Consider the following 20,773-nt stretch of genomic DNA (forward strand, 5'->3'; position numbering starts at 1 on the left):
GGGTTGAGTAATTTAGTAATATGAACCCCATTTTAATGGATTGCCCCGATTTGCACGCGGATCGGACTATGTTTACAAATACAGTAGGAATACTATGCGTACGTGGATGTGCCTGATTTGCGGCTGGATTTATGATGAAGAAGCAGGTTTGCCTGAGGAAGGCATTGCGCCGGGCACACTCTGGGAAGACGTCCCTCCGAACTGGGTCTGTCCCGAATGCGGCGCTCGTAAGGAAGACTTCGAAATGATCCAGGTGTGATCATCTCAAGTTCCAAGGTGGTTTGTTTTGACGGGAGGTGTGTATGAGTGCCACTAGCCAGTCCCCGCTAATCCAAGAAAGCGCTGATCTAACGCACCACCTGTTACTTGCCATGCCTGGTGTGGTTTCGGGCAGCTTGGCCGACACGGTGATTTATGTCTGTGAACATAATGAACAAGGTGCCTTGGGCCTTGTTATCAATCGACCAACGGATCTGAGCCTGGTTGAGCTCCTGTCTCGTATCGAGGTGGATGTGGAAAACCGGGCTGATCTGGCCGCGACGTCTGTCTATTTCGGTGGGCCCGTGCAAACGGATCGCGGCTTTGTTCTCCATGATTCCGATAAAACCTATACCTCCAGTCTGGGGGTAGGTGATCTGACTCTGACTACTTCGCGGGATGTGCTGCAGGACGTGGCCCAAGGCCAGGGGCCAGTGCATATGCTGGTCACGCTGGGTTATGCCGGTTGGGCTGCGGGCCAGCTGGAAAGCGAGATGGCCGACAATGCCTGGCTGAGCATCAAGGCTACCCATGAAATCCTGTTTTCTACCCCGGTTGGGGAGCGCTATGATCGCGCCCTGGCCTTGCTGGGAATCAGTCCTTTTACCCTGACAGGTGCTGCGGGCCATGCCTGAACACGAAACACCGTCAATGGTCAGCTCGGCGCAAACCTTGCTGGCCTTTGACTATGGCCTGAAAAAAATTGGCGTGGCGCTGGGCAACACCTTGACGCGCCAGGCCCGCCCTTATACGATTTTGCGGCCCGTTACACGGGAACAGCGCTTTGCGGCTATCGAGGCTTTGCTCAAGGAATGGCAGCCCGATCGCGTCGTGGTAGGTTTGCCTTTGACCCTGGATGGTGGCGAGCAGTATGCTTCGCTGCGGTGTCGGCGTTTTGCCAACCAACTGCACGGTCGCTATGGCGTTGCAGTAGACCTGGTCGATGAGCGGGGCTCCAGCATGGAGGCTCAAGAATTGCTGGGCAATAATGACGATGATGATGCCATGGCAGCTTGCGTGATCCTGCAGCGATATCTGGACAGCCTGCCACCGGCCTGAGCTCTCTACAAGGTTGCAGCCTTTTGATTAGTTTATTTCGTTTTAGTTGGCGCGCTGTCGCTCTGATTGTGTGGATCGTGGTCGGCTTGTTAAGCGTCGGTCTGCTTTTTCCGGTATTGCGTCCAGGCGGGCGCCGCGTCATGGTGTTGCGCATGTCGCGCCTCTTGATGCTGATCTGCGGCGTGCGTGTACTGCAGCACGGCCAGGCTGTTCAGGATCGATCCGTGCTCTATGTGTCCAACCATATCTCCTGGTTGGACATTTTTGTACTCAACAGCGTGCGTAGTACCTCTTTCATTGCAAAAAGCGATATTCGCCGTTGGCCAGTGATTGGCTGGCTGGTGGCGGGTGCAGGGACGGTTTTCATTGAGCGCGGACAGCGTCGCGCCATTCAGATTGTCAGCCAGCAAATGGCTGTGTGCTTTGAGCGTGGTGATGCCGTAGGTCTGTTCCCTGAAGGCACCACTTCAACCGGACTGGATGTACAGCCTTTCCACGCCAGTTTGTTTGAGACGGCTATCAGCCTGAATGTGGATATTCAGCCGGTGGCTCTGGTATTTGAGCAGAAAGGTCAGCGCAGTGAGCGCTTTGCCTTTGTGGGCGAGCAGTCTCTGGTTGGCAATATCTGGGTTCTGCTCAGTGCGCGTAATGTCTCTGTGCACTGCCATTTTCTGGACCTGATGCCGGCTCAATCCTGTACGGAGTGGGGACGTTCGCAAACGGCACAAACAGCTCGTGAACAGATCCGTGCGGTCGTGTGCCCCGAGGCCGTCACTGTCGAGGCCTGATGGCTTTAGCCCGGTTTCTTGCTTTCCGGGCAGTGAATCTGAACCAGATGCCGGTCTTGCAGGCGTACAGCACTAAGCTGGCGACCCCAGACGCAGCCGGTATCCAGACTGATCACGGTAGGCGTGTTCAGCAAGCCCAGCGTAGACCAATGTCCAAAAATAATAGGGACCTGGGCACAGGCGCGATTCGGCATTTCATACCACGCTAGCAAGCCGGACTCGGCATCCGGCGCACCCTTGTGCTTGAAGTCCATGCGACCATTCACATCGCACATGCGCATGCGGGTCAAGGTGCTGACAATGGCGCGCAGGCGATCGTAGCCTTGTAGCCCAGCATCCCAGCGATCCGGGTTGTTGCCGAACAACTCAATAATCTTTTCTTGCCAGTCATCCGCACGTAAGAGTGCTTCCAGCTCGTGGGCGTATTCCAGCGTTTGCTCCGGGCTCCAGTCGGGGTGCACTCCGGCATGTACCATCAGATGGCCATGCTCATAATGAGCCAGCGGTTGGTGTCGCAGCCAGTCCAGCAACTCTTGTGCGTCCGGCGCGGCCAGCAGTTCCTGCAAGGTATCCTGTTTGCCGGGCTTGCGCACCCCGGCAGCGACTGCCAGACAGTGAATGTCGTGGTTGCCCAGTACACAGACGGCGCGATCGCCCAGAGAACGAATCAGGCGCAACGCTCCCAGAGAGTCCGGGCCACGGTTGACCAGATCGCCTGCAAACCAGAATTTGGCCTGGCTGTCGGCTGCAACATCAGGATGGCTGAGCAAGCTGTCCAGGGGGCGGCAGCAGCCTTGAATATCACCAATCGCCCAGATGGCAGGGGAAGTAGCTAAGGACATGATTTAGTTGGTTGTGCTGGAGTTGCGACGACGCCGGTTGTGCCGGTTTTCCATCATGATAAGAGCACTCAAGGCCATGGCCATGGCGATCAGGTTCGGAACCAGAGCGGTGACCCACGGCGCCAGATTGCTGAGCATGGCCACGTTCAAGGCCAGCTGATTGATCATGAAAAAACCCACGCCCAGCAAGATACCGGTAAAGACCTTGGTGCCCACACCGCCGTGGCGGGTCTGCATGAAGCCGATAGGCGCAGCAATGGTAATCATGACCAGCAAGGTAAAGGGGTAAGCGACTTTGCGCCACAGGGCCACAACCTGACGTTTGGTCTGCAGCTTGTTCGCGTCCAGATAGCCGATGTAGTCCTTCAGGTCCAGAATGGACATGCGCTCGGGTGTCACGACGCGTGCAATCAGTCGATCCGGCGTTAGCGTGGTGGTCAGCGTCAAGGTGGGACGTTTTTCAATTTTGACCAGCGCTTGATCAGGTGCCTTATCCTGTGACAGAGCCGTGTGGGCCTGCTCATTGACTTGGGTCTCGGTAACGTCCTGTAAGTCCAGCTGGTTCTTGTGGAACTGTCCGCTGGGCGCTTGAGTCATTGCACTCAGGCGCTGCCCATCCGCGAAGTCGAACACGCTGACATCGCTTACTTTGCCATCGCCCTGCAGGTTGGCAATATTGATGATGCGCACCCCGCCACTGTCATTGCTCTCCTTGAACCAGTAGCCACTGTCCAGACGGCCGCCACCGGAACGTCCCAGCAAGGCCATGCCTTGCTCACTGGATTTGATCTCGGCCATGGGGGTGACATACTCGGACAAAACAAAGGCCCCCCCTACCAGGGGCAGGGTAATGGTCCAGAGCATCAGCATCATGTGCAGGCCGCTAACGCCTGACGCACGCAAAATTACCAGCTCATTGCGCTGAGCCAGACTGGCCAGGGCCAGGGTGGCACCAATCAACAGGCCAATGGGCAGCAGGTCGTACAGACGGGTGGGCAGCTCCAGGGCCTGGATGTAAAACAGATTCATCAGGGTGAACTTGGAACCGACCTTGTCCAGCTCTTCAATCAGGGCGAAAAAGGTGAACAGGCCAAGCAGGGCAATCAGCACCACGGCGCTGGAGCGATAGATTTCGGAAGCGAGATAGCGGCGTGCGGTGCGCATGAAAATAGGGCCCAGGAAAGACGTGGCTAGCTTAACAAAAATGCGGATTGCAGTCAGGGAATAGCGACTTGTCGCATACGTTGACTGATAGTGCGCGTGCGCGATTGCAAATAGGGGCTGTTACGGTTTTTGTCATAGTAGGCCGGGTTGGGCAACATGCCCGCCAGACGGGCGGCCTGCATGGCACTGAGCTTGGCCGCATCAACCTTGAAGTAGTGGCGTGCCGCCGCCTGGGCACCAAAAACGCCTTCTCCCCATTGAGCTACGTTCAGGTACAGCTCCAGGATGCGCTCCTTGCTCATGACGGTTTCAATCATATAGGTCAGAATCAATTCCTGACCTTTGCGCAGATAACTGCGTGATTCCGATAGAAACAGATTCTTGGCCAGTTGCTGGGAAATGGTAGAACCACCACGACGGCGGGTAGAGCCCTTTTCCGACTGGCGACGGTTGTATTCCCAGGCTTTGCGAATGGCATCCCATTCGACCCCCGAATGGTTCAGGAAGTTCGAATCTTCGGAGGCAATCACTGCGCGTTTCAAATTGGCGCTGATCTTGTCGTACGGCACCCATTGATAGCGCAGTTCGGCATCCGCATTGGCGCTGCGCAACTGGCCCTGCTCGGCCGCCATGAAGGTGGTCATGCGGGGCGGCACCACGCTGTACCAGAGCACCATCAGAAACAGGGCGATCTGATAAAGCAGAACACCAGCGGCCACGGCCAGAACGGCCAGGCCAGCCAGTTTCCAGGGATGGGCCAGAAGGCGACGCACGTCAGATTTGTCCGATGTCCTGGCGCAGCTGGGCCAGGACGGGTTCGACATCGGCCTCTACGCCGTGCCAGATCTGAAAGCTGGCGGCCGCTTGGCCTACCAGCATGCCAAGGCCATCTTTGCTATGTGTGGCACCGGCTTGCTCGGCGGCACGCATGAAGGCAGTGGGTTCGCTGGCATAAAACATATCGTAGGCCAGAGAGTTGCTGCGATAACGGGCATCTGGCAGTTCGGGCAGATTCTGGTTCAGGCTGGCCGAGGTGGCATTGATCACAATGTCCCAGTCGCCACAATGATCGTCCAGACCGCCCGCGCTCAGGCGGCGGGAGGCATCCGGGTCCAGAGCAACGACCTGCTCACGAATGTCGTAGGCTTTGGCGCTGGTGCGGTTGATGATGTGCAGCATTTCGCAACCGGCTTCCAATAAAGGGAACACCACTCCACGCGAGGCACCACCTGCACCGATCAGCAAGATACGCTTGCCTTCCGGGTTGTGGCCGACACGCAGCAGGTCCGAGCACAGGCCCACGCCATCGGTATTGCAGCCATGCAACTGTCCATCTTCCAGCCATAGCGTATTGACGGCTCCGGCCATGCGAGCGCGACGGCTCAAGCGTGGGCCCACCAGATCATAAGCCTGCTCTTTGAAGGGCAAGGTGACATTCAGGCCGCTGCCGTCCTTGAAAAACTCCTCCACGGTGGCGTTAAAGCCATCCAGTGGTGCCAGAATGCGCTCGTAGCTCAGGGCCAGATTGAACTGGCTGGCAAACTGCGTATGGATTTGTGGAGAGCGGCTGTGCTCGATAGGGTGACCAATAACGCCGTAGCGCTTGGCGGGAGTCGTGTCGGGCATGGTTAAGCGATGCTTGTCTTGTTGTGAGGTGTCAGCCCCAAGGCTGAAAGCGCATATTTTACCCTAGGGTCTGCTTTTGCCAGAGCTTGCTGTGGACAATACGATCTTATTGCACATCCGTGCCGTGCATACTGAGCCTGTCATGCGTAAAACTCCAGCTGCGGGTAATGACGAGTACATCCGCGCCAGGAGCCACTTGTTCGGGCAGGGGGGCGAAGGGGGCGGCCAGTTCCACAATGCGGCGGGCCGCCAGATTCAAGGCGGCCTGATCTGAAGGCTCAGTAATCTGGGCACGCAGCAGGCTGCCATCGCGCCGGATATAGACTGTCATTTGCAGCTGACCGTACAGTTGCTCGCCATTTTGCTTCGGATAGTGGCGGGTGCCGGTCTGCTCAATTTTTTGACGCCACTGATCCAGGTACTGGGCTTGTTCGCTGGCTTTGGCGCTGGGGCCTACATAGTGGTAGCGGGGTTGGCGTTGTTGTTCACGAATCTGCTCACGCAAAATCGCCAGTTGGCTATTTTGCACTTGTGGGTCCAGATCATGGTCGTCCGGGCCGGGCTCAATGGACGCGCCAATATATTCAAAGCTGGGTGTCGACAAAGGTGCCTTGTCCTGACTTTCCAGCTCGCCCAGCAGGCGCTGCTGTTCAGCTTCCAGGCTTTGCTGGCGTGCACGCAAGGCTTCCAGCACTAACTGATTCGGCAGATTGGGATCGGTCAGCGGCAAAGGATTGCTGGCTTGCCCTTGCTGATGCTCTCCGCCGCCATCCAGATTCAACTGCGCTAACAGTTGGGGACTTAACGGTGCCGAGTCGGTACTGAAATTGACCAGTGCTACATCCAGACTGTTGGCTGGTGCGGGCGAGGGCGCGCGAGCCGGCCAGAAGATCAGCAAAAGATGAATCAGTGCCGAAAGGGCGACCGCCAGCCACAAATAGTCTTTGGGCGCGTGGCGGCGGTCGAGCTTGGTCATGATCGTCAGTCAGCCGTGGCGACCGAGCGCAAACGGGCTTCCACCGTCAAAGCCAGTTCGTCGAAGGACAACAGATCCAGCGTGACTTCCTGACCACGTTCAAGTGCTGGCAGGCCGGGGACATGAAGAACCAGCGGCGCATTGCTCAGGCGCACCAGATCCTCCTTGATGAAGTTGGCCTGGACTTGCTTGATGTCGTTTTGTTGCAGCCAGCGCAGGCACCAGAAGCGCTCCAGAGACGACTGGTAGTCCGACCACTGGGTGTATTGCGATTCAAAGGCGCCAATAATGGCGTACAGATCCGCATCCTTGGGCTGGAAGGGGGCGGCCAGACGTGCGGAGATGCCGTGCTCGGCCGCCGCCAGAATCTGGCCCTGATTGATCAGGTCCACATAACGGCGCAGAGGCGAGGTCGACCAGATGTATTGCGGCACACCAATGGATTCGTGCGGGCCGGGCGTGGTGGACATACGCGTACGCATGAACTGCTGGGAGCGGTAAATACCGGGCACATTGTGCTCGGCCAGCAAACCGCCCCACAGCTGATTGGCCAGAATCATGTATTCAGCCACCAGCAGGCTTAGCGGCGCATTGCGCACGCGTGGCACCAGACGAATGATGGAGTTTGGATCGTCGTGCGGGCCATCCAGCTCGAAGCTGTATTCCACACGGTTATTGTTTTCCGGTTTGCCTCGCACGGCTTCACGCTGGGCTGACAGTTGGCGCGAGAAGTTCCATAGCGGACGCAGCCATTGTGCATAGGGCAGTTCGGCGTTTTCGTCGGCCAGAGCTTCTTCGCTGATGAGCGGGTCCAGCTCGTGTTGGCGCAGGTTGCCCGCCACGGTAATGCGTTCCAGACGAGTCTGATGCGACAGGATTTCACCAGTGCTGATGTCGGCGTCTACATACAGCGACAGGGTAGGACGAGTCTGCCCTTGATCCAGGGAGAAATGCGCGATCAGCTCGGGCGGCAGCATAGGGATCTTGTAGCCCGGTGTGTATACCGTTGCCATGCGATTGCGGGCAATCTGGTCGATCTCGTTGCCACGAGCCAAGGCCAGCGAAGGCACGGCAATGTGAACCCCGATACGCAGGCGGCCCGGTTCCGGATGCTGGACGGACAGGGCGTCGTCAATTTCAATCGTATTGGCGTCGTCCACCGAGTAGGCGGTGACATCGGCCTCGGGCAGGTCCTGCCCCCAATTTTGCAGGGCAATCTCCGGAAAGCCTGTCCCTTTGGGGAAGTGCGCGGCCAAAAAGCGATGTTGATGCAAAGTCAGTGGATTGGACCAGGCACCCAGCGACAGCAGCAGCTTTTCCGTGCTGACACCCAGTTCTTTCTGGGCCTGATCAAACGCTTTCCACTCCAGCGTGTTCTTGTCTGGCTGAGTCAGGAAGGTGCTGGCTTTCTCGGCAACTTCGGGCGGCAGTTCGCCCTTGATCATCTGTGCGGCCCAGGTCTGGATCTGCTCTTGCTGCAGGCGTTTCTTTTCAATGGCGGCCAGAGCGGCTTGCAAAATTTCTGGCGGAGCAGGGCGGTACAGCCCTTTGCCACGACGGTGAAAGTAGGCGGGTGCGCTGTGCAGGGCAAAGATGGTGCCGGTTTTTTCGACAGCGCTGGGCGCGTGACCGAAATAATCCTGTGCCAGCGTGGACGCTTCAAACTCCTCCTGGGGGGCGCATTCCCATAAAAAATTGATATCCAGGGATTCGGCCAGCGCTTGGGCTTTTTCCAGCAGTTCTGCCGGGGCGGGCTGCTCGAAGGTAAATAGAACGCTGTTTTTCTTTATTTTGCTGCGTTTGCCAGACGCGGATTCCACTTGCATGGTGGTATCGCTGTCAGAAAATATTTTTTCTGCTTTGAAATTACCGCTGTCTTCAAAAAGGACGTACATGATTTTCCATCTGGATGGTGCTGGCCATCCGGTAAAGATAGTTAAGGTTGTTGCAGGGCAAAGCGCAAAATTTCGTCGATCCAGGGATCAAAGTCGGTCAGGCCGTGATCTCCGCCTTCCAGAATGTGACCTTGGCTGCCTTTGTACCAGTCCGCCATCTCGCGCCAGTTCAGGACTTCATCACCTTTGGCGGCCAGCAGGTAAAAGCGCTGGGGATCGCTGGGGCGTGGTACGTGAATGTCGTTAAGCTCATCCACATAGTCGGGCAGGAAGTGAAACGGGTCGGGCGAGTGATAACAGACATGCTCGCCCACCTGCGTAGCCAGATCGCGCCCTGCGTAGACCACCGGGTTAAGCAGCACGGCGCGGCTGTGATAGTGCTGCGCCAGGTGGCTGGCATAGTAACCGCCCAGCGAGGAGCCGATCACACACAATTGATCGGCGCTCATGCCTGCCTGCATTTCCGTGTCCACAATGCGCTTGCACATGGCAATGGCCTGGGCCGGGCTGGCGGGCAATTGCGGGCAGCGCCACAGGTGCAGCAAGCCCCTGTCCTGCATGGTTTGTTTCAGGCGCTGCGCTTTGTAGGACGAAGGCGAGGAACGAAAGCCGTGTAGATAGAGGATCATGGAGGCACCTGCTATATAGATAAGAGGGTCAGCGTGACAGTTGATCCAGCAGGCGCTGATGAATGCCGCCAAAGCTGCCGTTACTCATCACGACAATGGCATCGCCGGGCTGGCTGGCCTGAACAATGGCCGGAACCATTTTATCCAAATCATTCCACGCTGTGGCGCGATCCCCTAAAGGAGCCAGGACCTTGGCCGCATCCCAACCCAGCGCGTGCTTGCCCTGGGTCTCGCCGTAGCAAAAAACCAGGTCGGCATCTTCCAGCGAACCGGGCAGGCGGGCAGCCATGGCACCCAGCTTCATGGTGTTGGAGCGTGGCTCCAGCACGGCCAGAATTCGGGTGGCTTTACCTGTCTGGCTGCGCAAACCGGCTAGCGTAGTAGCAATGGCGGTAGGGTGATGGGCAAAATCGTCGTAGACGGTAATGTCATTGACCACGCCACGCACTTCCATGCGGCGCTTGATGCCGGCGAATTGGCTCAGTGCCGCGCAAGCCTGTTCAGGTTTGACGCCCACATGGTGGGCAGCGGCGATGGCGGCCAGAGCGTTCAGGCGATTGTGTTCGCCGGTCAGTGTCCATTGGACGATGCCTTGGGACTGGCCTTTGAACATCACGTCGAAAGAGGTGGCGCTGATTGCCTTGCTGTCCCAATCTCCGTCGGGGCCAAACTGTTCAACCGGCGTCCAGCATCCACGGGCCAGGGTTTCGTCCAGGCTGGGGGTGTGGGTGGGACGCAGAATCAGCCCGGTGGAGGGGATGGTACGCACCAGATGGTGAAATTGGGTCTGGATGGCGTGCAGATCAGGGAAGATATCAGCGTGATCGTATTCCAGATTGTTCAGGATGGCCGTGCGGGGGCGGTAGTGAACAAATTTGGAGCGCTTGTCGAAAAAGGCGGTGTCGTATTCGTCGGCCTCGATCACAAACAAGGATTGTTCTGGATTGAAGCGGGCCGACACACCCAGGCCGGGGGCCACGCCACCGATCAGGAAGTTGGGGGACAGCTGGGCCTGCTCCAGTATCCAGCCCAGCATGGAGCTGGTGGAGGTCTTGCCGTGCGTGCCGGCCACGGCCAGAACGTGCTGCTTGTGCAGAATGTTCTCGCCCAGCCATTGCGGGCCGGATGTATAAGGCAGACCCTGATCCAGAATGGCTTCCATCAGAGGATTACCGCGCGTCACCACGTTGCCCACTATATAGAGATCAGGGGACAGCCTGGTTTGCTCTGCGCCAAAGCCTTCAATAAGCTCAATGCCTTGTTCTTCCAGCTGCGTGCTCATGGGCGGGTAGACCCCGGCATCGCAACCGGTAACCGTATGGCCAGCCGAGCGGGCAATCAGGGCCAGACCACCCATGAATGTGCCGCAAATTCCTAGTATATGTATGTGCATGACAATCCTCCGGCCTGTATTCTAGACGACTGTTTGATCTGATGCGTGAGCTTTGGTGAGGGCCGGTGCTATCATCCCCAGATGATATTTTTTCAGGTGTGAGCCGGTATGCGTAGGCGTCTTTTTCTGCAGAAATCGCTAGTGTGTGCAAGTCTTTTGGCCCTGCATCCCGCCCCTTGGGCCAGTTTGCTGCCTTCAGACCCCTTTCTGGCGCAAAGCTTCAAGGATCTTCGGGGCGAAGATCGTGCGCTCTCTACTTATATAGGCAAACCCCTGGTGGTCAACTTCTGGGCGACCTGGTGTGCACCTTGCGTCAAGGAAATGCCGGATCTGCAGGAACTGCACAAACGCTACCCCGAGGTGAACTTTGTGGGTATTGCAGTGGACTCGCTGGATAACGTGAAAGAGTTTCTGGAACGCGTGCCGGTCAGTTACGACATTTTGCTGGCTGGTTCGGGTGGCTTGAAACAAATGCGCAGCGTGGGCAATAAAAAGGGCGGATTGCCCTTTACTGTCGTGTTTGGCAGCAATGGCCGGGTCAGCGAACGCATTTTGGGCCAGATAGATCCCGAAAAGTTGGACGAAGTTATTAAAGCTCAACGCTAACTGGCCGACTTTTTCGCTTAATTTCGTCAAATTGTCGGTCTGGTCCACCCCTGTTTCAAACGGGATGGGACCAATGCTAACTGTTTGTAAGCCAAGCAGGTTTATGGACAAATGACGTTATTTAGCGTAAAAAGGCGGTCTGTCTTGACGAAAAATCCGCTATGGCGAAACATGTCCTGGTCCTTAACGGGCCCAACCTCAACCTGCTGGGTACCCGAGAACCCGATGTCTACGGACATCAGACTCTCGACGATATCAACAGTGGTTTACAGGTGCTGGCCGACCAGCATGGCGCGCAGTGTCATTTTTTTCAAAGTAATCACGAAGGCGGGCTCGTCGATCGAATTCATCAAGCCCGTACCGAGGGCGTGGATTTCATCCTGATCAATGCTGGGGCCTACACCCATACCAGCGTGGCGATACGGGATGCGCTTGCCGGTGTCGGTATTCCGTTTATTGAAGTGCATCTGTCCAATGTTCACCGTCGTGAGCCGTTCCGTCACCACTCCTATCTCTCTGACATCGCTAGCGGTGTCATTGTTGGTTTGGGGGCCTACGGTTATGAAGCCGCGCTGCGGTTTGCTTTGAATAGTTAGGCGGTTCGTTTCGTTTTTTTGACCAATATTTTTTTAATGCCGTCCTGACCCAGTCAGTGGCTAGTGCGGCGTTGCGGGAAGTACGCATGGATCTTAGAAAACTCAAAACCCTGATCGATCTGGTAGCCGAGTCTGGCATTGCCGAACTGGAAATCACTGAAGGTGATGACAAGGTTCGCATTGTGAAATTTTCGCAAAGCTCGGCAGCTCCCGTGGTCTATGCTCCCGAGGCTCCTGTAGCCCAGGTGGTAGCCCCCGCCGCTGGCGCTCCTGCCGCAGCTCCCGCTGCACCCGCCGTTCCCGAAGGCCACGCCGTCAAGGCTCCTATGGTCGGCACGTTCTACCGTGCTCCTAGCCCAGGCGCTGCTCCTTTTGTGGAAGTGGGCCAGACGGTCAAGGAAGGCGAGCCTTTGTGCATTATCGAAGCCATGAAGCTGCTCAACGAGATCGAAGCCGACAAGTCCGGCGTGATCAAGGAAATTCTGGTTGAAAACGGCGGGCCGGTGGAATACGGTCAGACTCTGTTCGTCATCGGTTGATGATATGTTTGAAAAAATCCTAATCGCCAATCGGGGCGAAATTGCCTTGCGTATCCAGCGCGCTTGCCGCGAGATGGGTATCAAGACAGTCGTCGTTTATTCTGAAGCTGATCGTGGTGCCAAGTACGTGCGTCTGGCCGACGAGGCCGTGTGTATTGGCCCCGCCCAAGCCCGTGACAGCTACCTGAGCATGCCTGCCATTATCTCGGCAGCAGAAGTCACCGATGCGGAAGCCATTCACCCTGGCTACGGCTTTATGGCTGAAAACGCGGACTTCGCTGATCGTGTCGAAAAGAGCGGTTTTGTCTTTATCGGCCCACGTCCCGAGAACATCCGCACGATGGGCGATAAGGTCATGGCCAAAAAAGCCATGATCGAGGCCGGTGTGCCTGTGGTTCCCGGTTCGGACGGCGCCTTGCCCGACGATCCCGCAGAAATCGTGCGCATTGCCCGTGAAGTGGGCTACCCGGTCATCATCAAGGCCTCTGGCGGTGGTGGTGGTCGCGGTATGCGCGTGGTCTACACCGAAGCCGCTTTGCTGACGGCCGTTGCCACGACCAAAACCGAAGCCGCTGCTGCGTTCAATAATCCCGAGGTCTACATGGAAAAGTACCTCGAGAATCCACGCCATATCGAAATTCAGGTATTGGCGGATGGTGATCGCAATGCAGTCTGGCTGGGTGAGCGCGACTGCTCCATGCAGCGTCGTCACCAGAAAGTGATTGAAGAAGCACCGGCTCCAGGTATTCCACGTCGCCTGATCGAACGCATCGGCGAGCGTTGTGCCGATGCCTGCCGTCGCATGCGTTACCGCGGTGCTGGTACGTTTGAATTCCTGTACGAAAACGGCGAGTTCTTCTTTATCGAGATGAACACCCGTATTCAGGTCGAACACACCATCACTGAAATGATCACCGGCATTGATCTGGTCCAGGAGCAGATCAAAGTGGCCGCAGGCGAGAAGTTCGTGCTGCGCCAGCGTGACATCGAGTTTGAAGGTCACTCGATCGAATGCCGTATCAACGCGGAAGATCCATTCAACTTCGTACCAAGCCCGGGCTTGATTACCAAGTGGCACACTCCCGGTGGCCCTGGCGTGCGTATCGACTCGCACGTGTTCACCGGCTACACCGTGCCGCCGTACTACGATTCCATGATTGCCAAGCTGATTACCTACGGTAAGACGCGCGAGCAAGCCATTGCCCGTATGGACATTGCCTTGTCCGAAATGGTGGTGGAAGGGATCAAGACGAACGTGGATCTGCACCGGGAATTGATGCAGGACGCCAGCTTCAAGACAGGCGGCACCAGCATTCACTACCTGGAACAAAAGCTGGCCCAACGTAGCAAGTAAGGGCAGCAACAGGTCAGGCCACAGGCCTGACCTGACAAGGATGATGACTACGTAAAACAGGGGCGAGCCCCCTGTTTTGCTTTATGGAAACTATGTATGCGTGAACTCTTACTGAGCTGCCAGGAACACGAGGCCGAGCGCTTGTCCGATGCCTTGCTTGAGGCGGGCGCCTTGTCGGTGTCGGTGGAAGATGCCGATGGTGATACCGACCAGGAAAAGCCCCTGTTTGGCGAACCTGGTATCGAACCGGATGTGCTGGCCTGGGATCGAAATCGGGTGGTGGCCTTGCTGCCCGAGGAGCTGGAGCCAGAAGAGTTGCTGCAACCGCTTTTTGAAGCCGGTGTGCTGGATCCTGCAAAGGCCCAGTGGAGCGTGCGCGAAGTACCCGACGAGGATTGGGTTCGTTTGACGCAATCGCAGTTTGGTCCCATCCCGGTGGGCGATCGTATCCTGATCGTGCCCAGCTGGCACAAAGACGATGAGGACCTGCCAGTCGCCCAGGAAGGCGATGACGGCCTGGTGCGCATTGAATTGGACCCCGGCCTGGCCTTTGGTACCGGCAGTCACCCCACGACGCATTTGTGTCTGGATTGGCTGGCCCATCATGTGCAAGCGGGTCAGACCGTGCTGGACTACGGTTGTGGCTCCGGTATCTTGGCGATTGCCGCCCGCAAGCTGGGTGCTGGCCATACGGTTGGTGTGGACATTGACGAGCAGGCCGTGATTGCCACGCGCTACAATGCGCAAGTCAATCAGGTCGAGGTTGAAGGCTTGCTGCCCGATGCCATGCCCGCCGGGCAAACGGATCTGGTTGTCGCCAACATTCTGGCCAATCCCCTGCGTATGCTGGCTCCCATGCTGGCCAACCGTGTCAAACCGGGAGGGCATTTGATCCTGTCCGGTATTTACGATTGGCAGGCCGAGGAAATGATCGAGGTCTATTCCTCCTACTTGCCCATGTCGGTTTGGCAGGAGCGCGATGGCTGGGTGTGTTTGGCTGGTCAACGCCCGTTATAAGACGGCAGAACTTAAGGTGAGTTCATGGAGCTAAAGACTCGCTGCCCCCGTTGCGGGACATCGTTTGCAGCCAGTGTAGAAACGCTGCAACGCCGCCGGGGCTATATACGCTGCATTCAATGTGCGCATATCTTCGATGGCTTTGAAGAAGTCATTGATGAGCAAGCCCCTGAGCCTTCCTATCATTCCCCTGCCACGCCGGTTCAGATCGAGCCGCGTCTGGCGCCCGAGCCACCTGTTTCGCCACGGCAGGAACAGGTGCAGTCGGTGGACCTGCAAGCGCCCATTCCGGGGCCGCGATTTGTGGAGCACTCCCGTCACGCCCCGCCGCGTGATGAAGGCACGGCCCACGAGTCCTTGCAGGTACGCAAATTCCCCGACTCCATCCTGACACAAGCACCTGTCACTCCGGCCGCGCCTGCTACTGTAACTACCGAGCCTTTTGTCCGCCCGGCAGAGCCTGCGGTTGAGTCGGTAGAGCCGTCAGTCATTCGCGCCCGCTCCAGACACGAGCCTTTGCCACAGGATGATCAGGACACCTCGTTTTTCGTATCGACCGGCTCTGTTTCTGAGCCAGATGGGGACCATCATATTGGTCAGGCATCGTGGTCGGCTGCCGAGCCTGAGTTCAGTGTGGGCGATCGTGCCAGTGCCTTGCGCGCCTCTTTCCCCTCGCGTCAGGCTGATGGTACGCATGATAGTGATGGCGAGGATTTTCAGCAGGACTGGGTCATTGATCCCAACCCAGCCTTGCAACGCGAAACACGTTATGAGGGCGAAGCCAGCTTTGGTCAGCGTGTGGGTTCGCTGATCTGGACCAGCTTGTGCGTTCTGGGTGTTGTCCTGTTCGTCGTGCAGCTGATGTACGTGTATCGCGTACAGATTGTCAGCCAGATACCCATGCTGCGTCCCGTGTTCGAGAGCGCGTGTCAGACCTTGTCGTGCAAGGTTCCCTACGAACGCCGTCTGGACCAGATTCGCGTGCAGGCTTCGGCCTTGCATAAAGCGCCGAATCAGCCCGGACAGTCCACCTTGGGCTTTACGCTGCGCAACGAGTTTGAACGGCCCCAGGAGTGGCCTACGCTGGTACTGGATTTGAAAGATTTTTCCGGAGCCTTGATCGCCCGGCGCAATATTACGCCCGATCAGTACCTGGCTTCCGAGCGACGTGAGCCTGCTTTTGCAGCGCGCAGTGAAATCATGGTGCGCCTGCCTTTGAATACCGGGCAGCTCCAAGTTAATGGCTACCAGATTAGCCCTTTTTTTCCTTAAGGTAATTTATGACCGAGCGAGTGCTGGTATGTGGTTCGATCGCGTTTGATACGATCGCGGTTTTCGAGGGGTACTTCAAAGATCACATCTTGCCCGACAGCATCAAAACCCTGAGCGTGTCCTTCTTTGTGCCCAGCTTGCGTAAAGAGTGGGGCGGTTGTGCAGGTAATATCTCCTACACCTTGAACATGCTGGGTGGCCAGCCTGTTCCTGTGGGGGCTGTTGGCAGCGACGGTGTGGATTATGTAGAGCGTCTGCAGAACCTGGGTATTGATACCAGCATGGTGAGTGTGATGCCCGAGATGTTCACCCCTCAGTGCTTTATCACCACAGACCTGGCCGCCAGCCAGATCACCTCTTTCCACCCGGGCGCCATGATCAATTCTGCCCAGATCGATTTGTCTGGTCAGGAAGCGGCATGGGGCATTGTGGCTCCGGATTCCAAAGACGGCATGTTTGCTCATGCCCGTCACCTGCATGCGCAGGGTACGCCCTTTATTTTCGACCTGGGTCAGGCCATGCCTTTGTTCGCGGGTGAGGACCTGCTGGAGATGCTGGAACTGTGTCAAGTTCTTACGGCTAACGAATACGAAGCCGAAGTTATCGAGCAGCGCACCTCCAAGAGCATGGCCGAGATTGCCCAGGGCTTGCAAGCCGCTGTCGTGACGCGTGGAGAGCATGGCAGCACGCTTTATCACAATGGTCAGACTTACGAGATAGCCCCTGTGCCCGTGGAAAATGTGGTGGATCCCACAGGCTGTGGCGATGCTCATCGCGCTGGCTTGTTATATGGTCTTACAAAAGGCTGGAGCTGGCAGGAGGCTTGCAGCTTGGGTAACTTGATGGGCAGTATTAAAATTCAGGCGGATGGCCCGCAAAATCATGAATTTAAACGGTCAGATATCTCGGCCATGCTAAAACAGCACTATGGTATTGAGCGCAGTCTGTAAAAGAGCGCTCGATAGTTTTTTATGATTCGGCCAGCTACGTTTTTTGGAGTAAACCGTATGTACGTTTCTTTTTTCGATCGACCCAAAGTGCGTCTGCTGGTAGTGGCGAGTCTGGCAGCCCCCGTGTTTTTGCTGGCAGGTTGTGCCAATAAATCGGCATCCAGCTCGGTGTACAGCTACGGTCAGGCTCAGCGCGAACAGATCGTGCGTTTGGGTACCGTGGTGTCGGTACGCGCCGTCACTATTCAGGAAGACCAGAACTCGGGCGTGGGCACCGTGGGTGGCGCAGCCTTGGGTGGTGTCGCTGCCAGCAGCATTGGTGGTGGCCGCGGTAGCATCCTGGCCAGTATCGGTGGTGCGATTCTGGGCGGTCTGGTTGGTAATGCGGTTGAAAACCGCATGGGCAAGACCCAGGGTCTGGAAATCACGGTTCAACTGGATAATGGCGAAACCCGTGTGGTGGCCCAGGAAGCCGATGTACCTCTGTCCGCTGGTCAGCGTGTACGTATGCTTAGTGGTAATGGCCCAACTCGCGTGGTGCCCTTGTAATCAAAGCCTTAGTGCTTTGTGCATAAAGAACCCGGCCATTGGCCGGGTTTTTTTATGCCTGTCAGCGCTGAGCCTTTTGGGCGCGTTCGCGCTCCAGCAAGGTTTTCTTGCGCTCCAGGCCCCAACGATAGCCTGCCAGATCCCCGCTTTGCCGCACGACCCGATGGCAGGGGATGGCAATGGCCAAGGTGTTGGTGGCGCAGGCTCGTGCCACGGCACGGGCGCCTTTGGGCATGCCCAGACGTTCGGCAATCTCGGTATAGCTCAAGGTCTGGCCTGCTGGGATATGGCGTAGAAACTCCCAGACACGTTGTTGAAAAGGGGTGCCCTGGATGTCCAGGGGTAGATCCAAACCCAGAGTTGGCTTTTCTACCATGGCAACGACCAGGGCCACTCGTTGATTGAATTGCGGACCGGCTTCGATCAGCTCAGCGGCCTTGAATTGCTCTTGCAGCTGTTCCAGCAAGACTTTGGCATCATCGCCCAGGGAAATCGCACAAATCCCGCGCTCGCTTTCGGCAACGAGCAATGCACCCAAGCTGCATTGGGCAATCGCAAAATAAAGACGACTACTTGGAGTTTGTTGGCGAACGGTCTTGTCCTGCGAGCGCGGAGCGCGATGTAGCTCGTTCGAAGAAGGCGCCAATACTGGCGCCTGTTTGGGCATGCGCCACAAGTACCAGGAAGCCACGCTGCGGTAGGGTGCCCAGGCTTGGCCAATTTCACGCAAGACACGGGCTGAGGGAGCCTTGTCCAGCTGCTTCAAATTGCGATAGCCCTCGCGCACCCCAAAGTCGTCCGCAGGCAGAATGTCTTCGTGCTCCAGCGTGTACATCATCATCATTTCCACCGTCCAGCGACCTATGCCGCGCAGCGTGGTCAACTGCTTGATCAGCTCTTCATCCGGCATTTGCAAAGCGGTGGCCTGGTCGGGAATGATGCCATCCAGGCGCGCCTGGGCCAGGCCCAGAATGCTATTGGCTTTGGCACCGGACAAGCCACAAGCGCGCAGGGTGTCATACGGAGTCGCCAGCACTTCCTCGGGCGTTGGGCAATGGCCGTGCGGATAGATATCAATCAGGCGTTGCAGGATGCGCTCAGCCGCACGGGTATGCAACTGCTGATACACAACAGAGCGGATCAGGGCTTCGTAAGGGTCGCGCTCGGGGCGTGGCTGGTGGATGCAAGGGCCCACGTGGGCGACCAGCGCTTGCCAGTCGGGGTCCAGTGCGGCCAGGAATTGTTCGGCCTCGCGATAGCGGCTGGATGTGTCTGGTTTTGATGGAAGGCGAGTCATGGAAGTGGCCTGCTGATTGGTGGTGAGGCCAGTATAAGGTCCACTTTCGCACAAGACACCCTGATTCTTGCTCTTGAATTCAGCATAAAAAAAAACCTGGGCTATGCCCAGGTTTTCCATGTGTACAGTCCGCCGCGCTTAGATTGGTACCAGACTGAAAGCGGTGCGCGTGATGACCATATTGAGCACTTGAGTCAACAGCAGGACGACCAGCGGCGACAAATCCAGACCACCCAGGTCAGGCAAGACGCGACGGATCGGGTCCAGCAAGGGGGCTGTAATGGAACGCAGCAAGGGCATGCTGGGCGATTGTGGCTGAATCCAGGATAGCAGCGCTTGCAGCAGGACCACCCAGAAGATCAGGCTCAAGGTCCAGCGCAGAACGGTGAAGACGGCTGCCAGCAAGAACATGGGGAAGTTCGAGAGCATGGACACCGATCCGGTCAGTACCATGGCGCTCAAAACCAGGTATACCAGGGCGCTAAGCCAGGCGGCGAACAAAGAGGTCCAGTCCCAATGGTTGCCACTTTTAATGACACGGCGCAAAGGCATGACCAGCCAGTCCGTGACCTTGAACATAGCTTGCGAATAAGGGTTGAAGGGATGGATTCTGAGCGCATACACCCAGGCACGCAGTAGCAAAATCGTGCCCAGCAGCGACAGAACAATATGGATTAGGAAGAGGGCGACTTCACTGAACATAGTTGCTTGGTATGAATTGATGGGAGAGGGAATTGTCGCATGCAAGTGCTACAAACCAAAGAGCCACCCTGATCAGGGTGGCTCTTTGGGGAGAAACATAAAAGTAGCGTGTGCTTAAGGACGCTTGCCTGTTGGGAAGGGCCAGGAGCCAGCAGGATTGACATCTTCGCGGCGAGGTTCAGCAGGCGCTGCTGCTGTTTTGGTCGCTTTGCGAGCCGCTGTTTTATTGCCTGCTTTAGCGGTGGCGTTAGTCGTTGTGCTGGTCTTTGGGGTCTTGGTTTCTGCGGTCACGGATTTAACTTCTTTCTTCTTTGGAGCTACGGGTTTCTTGGCACTGGTAGCAGGACTGGCTTTTTTAGCCGCGGTCTTTACAACTGCTTTGGTGCCGGTTTTGGTGGCAGGTTTCGCTGCCGCTTTGTTGGGGGTGGCTTTTTTGGCCACGGGTTTGCTTGCCTTGGTGCTGGCCGGTTTTTTTGCGGCAGCGGTGGCAGCAGGTTTGGTGGTAGCGGGTTTGGCACTGGCCGTTTTGGGCGCAGCTGCTTTTTTAGCTACCGTTTTTTTGGCAACCACTTTCTTTGCCACCGTCTTCTTGGCTACCGCTTTTTTAGCGACGGCCTTTTTGGCAACGGCTTTCTTGGCTACCGCCTTTTTAGCGACTGTCTTTTTAACAGCTGCTTTTTTGGCTACGGTTTTAGCGGTGCTTGTCTTGGTCGCAGCGGCTTTAACAGCCGTGGTTTTTGCTGGAGTGGCTTTCTTTACCGCTGTTTTTTTCGCAGCCGTTTTCTTGGCAGATGCGCTGCTTGCAGACTTGGCAGGGGCTTTTACAGCAGCCTTGCTGGTCTTGGTAGCGGTGGTTTTAGCGGGGGACTTGGGGGCAGCGGTTTTGCTGCTGGGACTGGTCTTGGTAGCAGTAGCTTTTACGGGTGCTGCGGCTGCTTTTGCTGGCGTTGCTTTTTTGGGGCTAACGGCTTTTGTGCTTGCTGCTTTTGCTGCGCCTTTCTTGGCTGTTGCCATGATCATGCTCCTTGAGAACAAGTCTTTAGTTTGTCCACACCCATTTGACCTGGCCTGGAAAACTGCAATGGCCTTTTTCAAATGACGCAGGCGTTTAAGGTCGATACCTTATACGCTTAGAAGTCTAACGCAAGCCCCTACACAGTCAAGCATTAATCATGGCTTGGGGCTTATGGAATTAGGAATCGGTGTCTGCTGTCTCAAATAAGTTGCGTTCTGGACACGTGCAATCGGCCCATAGTCGCAT

General features: G+C 56.7%; 23 protein-coding genes. 12 read left to right on the plus strand and 11 right to left on the minus strand.

Translation table 11 applies throughout. The features are described from left to right. Nucleotides 1-94: 94 nt before the first annotated feature. The 4 genes from M2Q46_RS15240 (at nucleotide 95) to M2Q46_RS15255 (ending at nucleotide 2,105) form a co-directional block, all read left to right on the plus strand. Entirely contained in the window at nucleotides 95-259 is a 165-nt protein-coding gene (locus M2Q46_RS15240) for a rubredoxin (protein WP_009460582.1), read from the plus strand. Between the two features lie 112 nt (nucleotides 260-371). Beyond that, on the plus strand, nucleotides 372-893 hold the full coding sequence (locus tag M2Q46_RS15245) for a YqgE/AlgH family protein (protein WP_009460584.1): 522 nt from the start codon (nucleotides 372-374) through the stop codon (nucleotides 891-893). Between the two features lie 16 nt (nucleotides 894-909). Beyond that, complete coding sequence (gene ruvX, locus M2Q46_RS15250; RefSeq protein WP_009460586.1) at nucleotides 910-1,317, plus strand: Holliday junction resolvase RuvX; 408 nt, start codon at nucleotides 910-912, stop codon at nucleotides 1,315-1,317. A 23-nt stretch (nucleotides 1,318-1,340) separates the two neighbouring features. Further along, nucleotides 1,341-2,105 carry a 1-acyl-sn-glycerol-3-phosphate acyltransferase gene (locus tag M2Q46_RS15255; RefSeq protein ID WP_009460588.1) on the plus strand — a complete coding sequence of 255 codons (765 nt, stop codon included), beginning with the start codon at nucleotides 1,341-1,343 and terminating at the stop codon, nucleotides 2,103-2,105. Nucleotides 2,106-2,110: 5 nt separating this feature from the next. Here M2Q46_RS15255 and M2Q46_RS15260 read toward each other — a convergent pair whose 3' ends face one another. From M2Q46_RS15260 to mpl, 8 genes are all read right to left on the minus strand, one after another. Further along, nucleotides 2,111-2,947, minus strand: a complete 837-nt coding sequence (locus tag M2Q46_RS15260; protein ID WP_115634419.1) for a symmetrical bis(5'-nucleosyl)-tetraphosphatase — start codon at nucleotides 2,945-2,947, stop codon at nucleotides 2,111-2,113. 3 nt (nucleotides 2,948-2,950) lie between these two features. Next, a complete protein-coding gene (gene lptG, locus M2Q46_RS15265; protein WP_022983599.1) occupies nucleotides 2,951-4,111 on the minus strand; it encodes an LPS export ABC transporter permease LptG in 1,161 nt (386 codons plus the stop codon). A 53-nt stretch (nucleotides 4,112-4,164) separates the two neighbouring features. Then, nucleotides 4,165-4,884, minus strand: coding sequence for a monofunctional biosynthetic peptidoglycan transglycosylase (gene mtgA, locus M2Q46_RS15270; protein ID WP_035275164.1), 720 nt, complete (start codon nucleotides 4,882-4,884; stop codon nucleotides 4,165-4,167). Nucleotide 4,885: 1 nt separating this feature from the next. Then, entirely contained in the window at nucleotides 4,886-5,737 is an 852-nt protein-coding gene (gene aroE / locus M2Q46_RS15275) for a shikimate dehydrogenase (RefSeq protein WP_035270447.1), read from the minus strand. Nucleotides 5,738-5,843: 106 nt separating this feature from the next. Then, nucleotides 5,844-6,713, minus strand: a complete 870-nt coding sequence (locus M2Q46_RS15280; RefSeq protein ID WP_009460600.1) for an energy transducer TonB — start codon at nucleotides 6,711-6,713, stop codon at nucleotides 5,844-5,846. 5 nt (nucleotides 6,714-6,718) lie between these two features. Further along, nucleotides 6,719-8,608: a ribonuclease catalytic domain-containing protein gene (locus tag M2Q46_RS15285; protein WP_060186661.1), complete on the minus strand. Its 1,890-nt coding sequence runs from the start codon at nucleotides 8,606-8,608 to the stop codon at nucleotides 6,719-6,721. A gap of 41 nt (nucleotides 8,609-8,649) precedes the next feature. Continuing rightward, nucleotides 8,650-9,237: a YqiA/YcfP family alpha/beta fold hydrolase gene (locus M2Q46_RS15290; protein WP_026484405.1), complete on the minus strand. Its 588-nt coding sequence runs from the start codon at nucleotides 9,235-9,237 to the stop codon at nucleotides 8,650-8,652. A 28-nt stretch (nucleotides 9,238-9,265) separates the two neighbouring features. After that, entirely contained in the window at nucleotides 9,266-10,630 is a 1,365-nt protein-coding gene (gene mpl / locus M2Q46_RS15295) for a UDP-N-acetylmuramate:L-alanyl-gamma-D-glutamyl-meso-diaminopimelate ligase (protein ID WP_239054675.1), read from the minus strand. 141 nt (nucleotides 10,631-10,771) lie between these two features. Between mpl and M2Q46_RS15300 the strand changes: the two genes are divergently transcribed. The 8 genes from M2Q46_RS15300 to M2Q46_RS15335 all read left to right on the plus strand — a co-directional run bounded on the left by M2Q46_RS15300 (nucleotide 10,772) and on the right by M2Q46_RS15335 (nucleotide 17,513). Further along, complete coding sequence (locus M2Q46_RS15300; RefSeq protein WP_302357588.1) at nucleotides 10,772-11,236, plus strand: TlpA disulfide reductase family protein; 465 nt, start codon at nucleotides 10,772-10,774, stop codon at nucleotides 11,234-11,236. A gap of 161 nt (nucleotides 11,237-11,397) precedes the next feature. Beyond that, nucleotides 11,398-11,832, plus strand: a complete 435-nt coding sequence (gene aroQ, locus M2Q46_RS15305) for a type II 3-dehydroquinate dehydratase (RefSeq protein ID WP_009460608.1) — start codon at nucleotides 11,398-11,400, stop codon at nucleotides 11,830-11,832. Between the two features lie 86 nt (nucleotides 11,833-11,918). Next, entirely contained in the window at nucleotides 11,919-12,371 is a 453-nt protein-coding gene (gene accB, locus M2Q46_RS15310) for an acetyl-CoA carboxylase biotin carboxyl carrier protein (protein ID WP_009460610.1), read from the plus strand. Nucleotides 12,372-12,375: 4 nt separating this feature from the next. Further along, entirely contained in the window at nucleotides 12,376-13,725 is a 1,350-nt protein-coding gene (gene accC, locus M2Q46_RS15315; protein WP_302357589.1) for an acetyl-CoA carboxylase biotin carboxylase subunit, read from the plus strand. Between the two features lie 96 nt (nucleotides 13,726-13,821). After that, nucleotides 13,822-14,742: a 50S ribosomal protein L11 methyltransferase gene (gene prmA, locus M2Q46_RS15320; RefSeq protein ID WP_009460614.1), complete on the plus strand. Its 921-nt coding sequence runs from the start codon at nucleotides 13,822-13,824 to the stop codon at nucleotides 14,740-14,742. A gap of 24 nt (nucleotides 14,743-14,766) precedes the next feature. Next, complete coding sequence (locus M2Q46_RS15325; RefSeq protein WP_203145444.1) at nucleotides 14,767-16,014, plus strand: zinc-ribbon and DUF3426 domain-containing protein; 1,248 nt, start codon at nucleotides 14,767-14,769, stop codon at nucleotides 16,012-16,014. A gap of 8 nt (nucleotides 16,015-16,022) precedes the next feature. Then, nucleotides 16,023-16,964: a carbohydrate kinase family protein gene (locus M2Q46_RS15330; RefSeq protein WP_239054673.1), complete on the plus strand. Its 942-nt coding sequence runs from the start codon at nucleotides 16,023-16,025 to the stop codon at nucleotides 16,962-16,964. A gap of 57 nt (nucleotides 16,965-17,021) precedes the next feature. Continuing rightward, the gene (locus M2Q46_RS15335; RefSeq protein ID WP_026484397.1) at nucleotides 17,022-17,513 is read left to right on the plus strand and encodes a glycine zipper 2TM domain-containing protein; all 492 of its coding nucleotides are present in this window, start codon (nucleotides 17,022-17,024) and stop codon (nucleotides 17,511-17,513) included. Nucleotides 17,514-17,574: 61 nt separating this feature from the next. Here M2Q46_RS15335 and M2Q46_RS15340 read toward each other — a convergent pair whose 3' ends face one another. The 3 genes from M2Q46_RS15340 to M2Q46_RS15350 form a co-directional block, all read right to left on the minus strand. Further along, nucleotides 17,575-18,810 carry a methylated-DNA--[protein]-cysteine S-methyltransferase gene (locus tag M2Q46_RS15340; RefSeq protein ID WP_239054672.1) on the minus strand — a complete coding sequence of 412 codons (1,236 nt, stop codon included), beginning with the start codon at nucleotides 18,808-18,810 and terminating at the stop codon, nucleotides 17,575-17,577. Between the two features lie 138 nt (nucleotides 18,811-18,948). Further along, complete coding sequence (locus M2Q46_RS15345) at nucleotides 18,949-19,512, minus strand: YggT family protein (protein ID WP_009460629.1); 564 nt, start codon at nucleotides 19,510-19,512, stop codon at nucleotides 18,949-18,951. A gap of 114 nt (nucleotides 19,513-19,626) precedes the next feature. Continuing rightward, complete coding sequence (locus M2Q46_RS15350; RefSeq protein WP_239055700.1) at nucleotides 19,627-20,526, minus strand: histone H1-like repetitive region-containing protein; 900 nt, start codon at nucleotides 20,524-20,526, stop codon at nucleotides 19,627-19,629. Nucleotides 20,527-20,773: the final 247 nt, after the last annotated feature.

It is taken from the genome of Alcaligenes sp. YSL9, assembly GCF_030515105.1.
Classification (GTDB): Bacteria; Pseudomonadota; Gammaproteobacteria; order Burkholderiales; family Burkholderiaceae_B; genus Alcaligenes; species Alcaligenes phenolicus.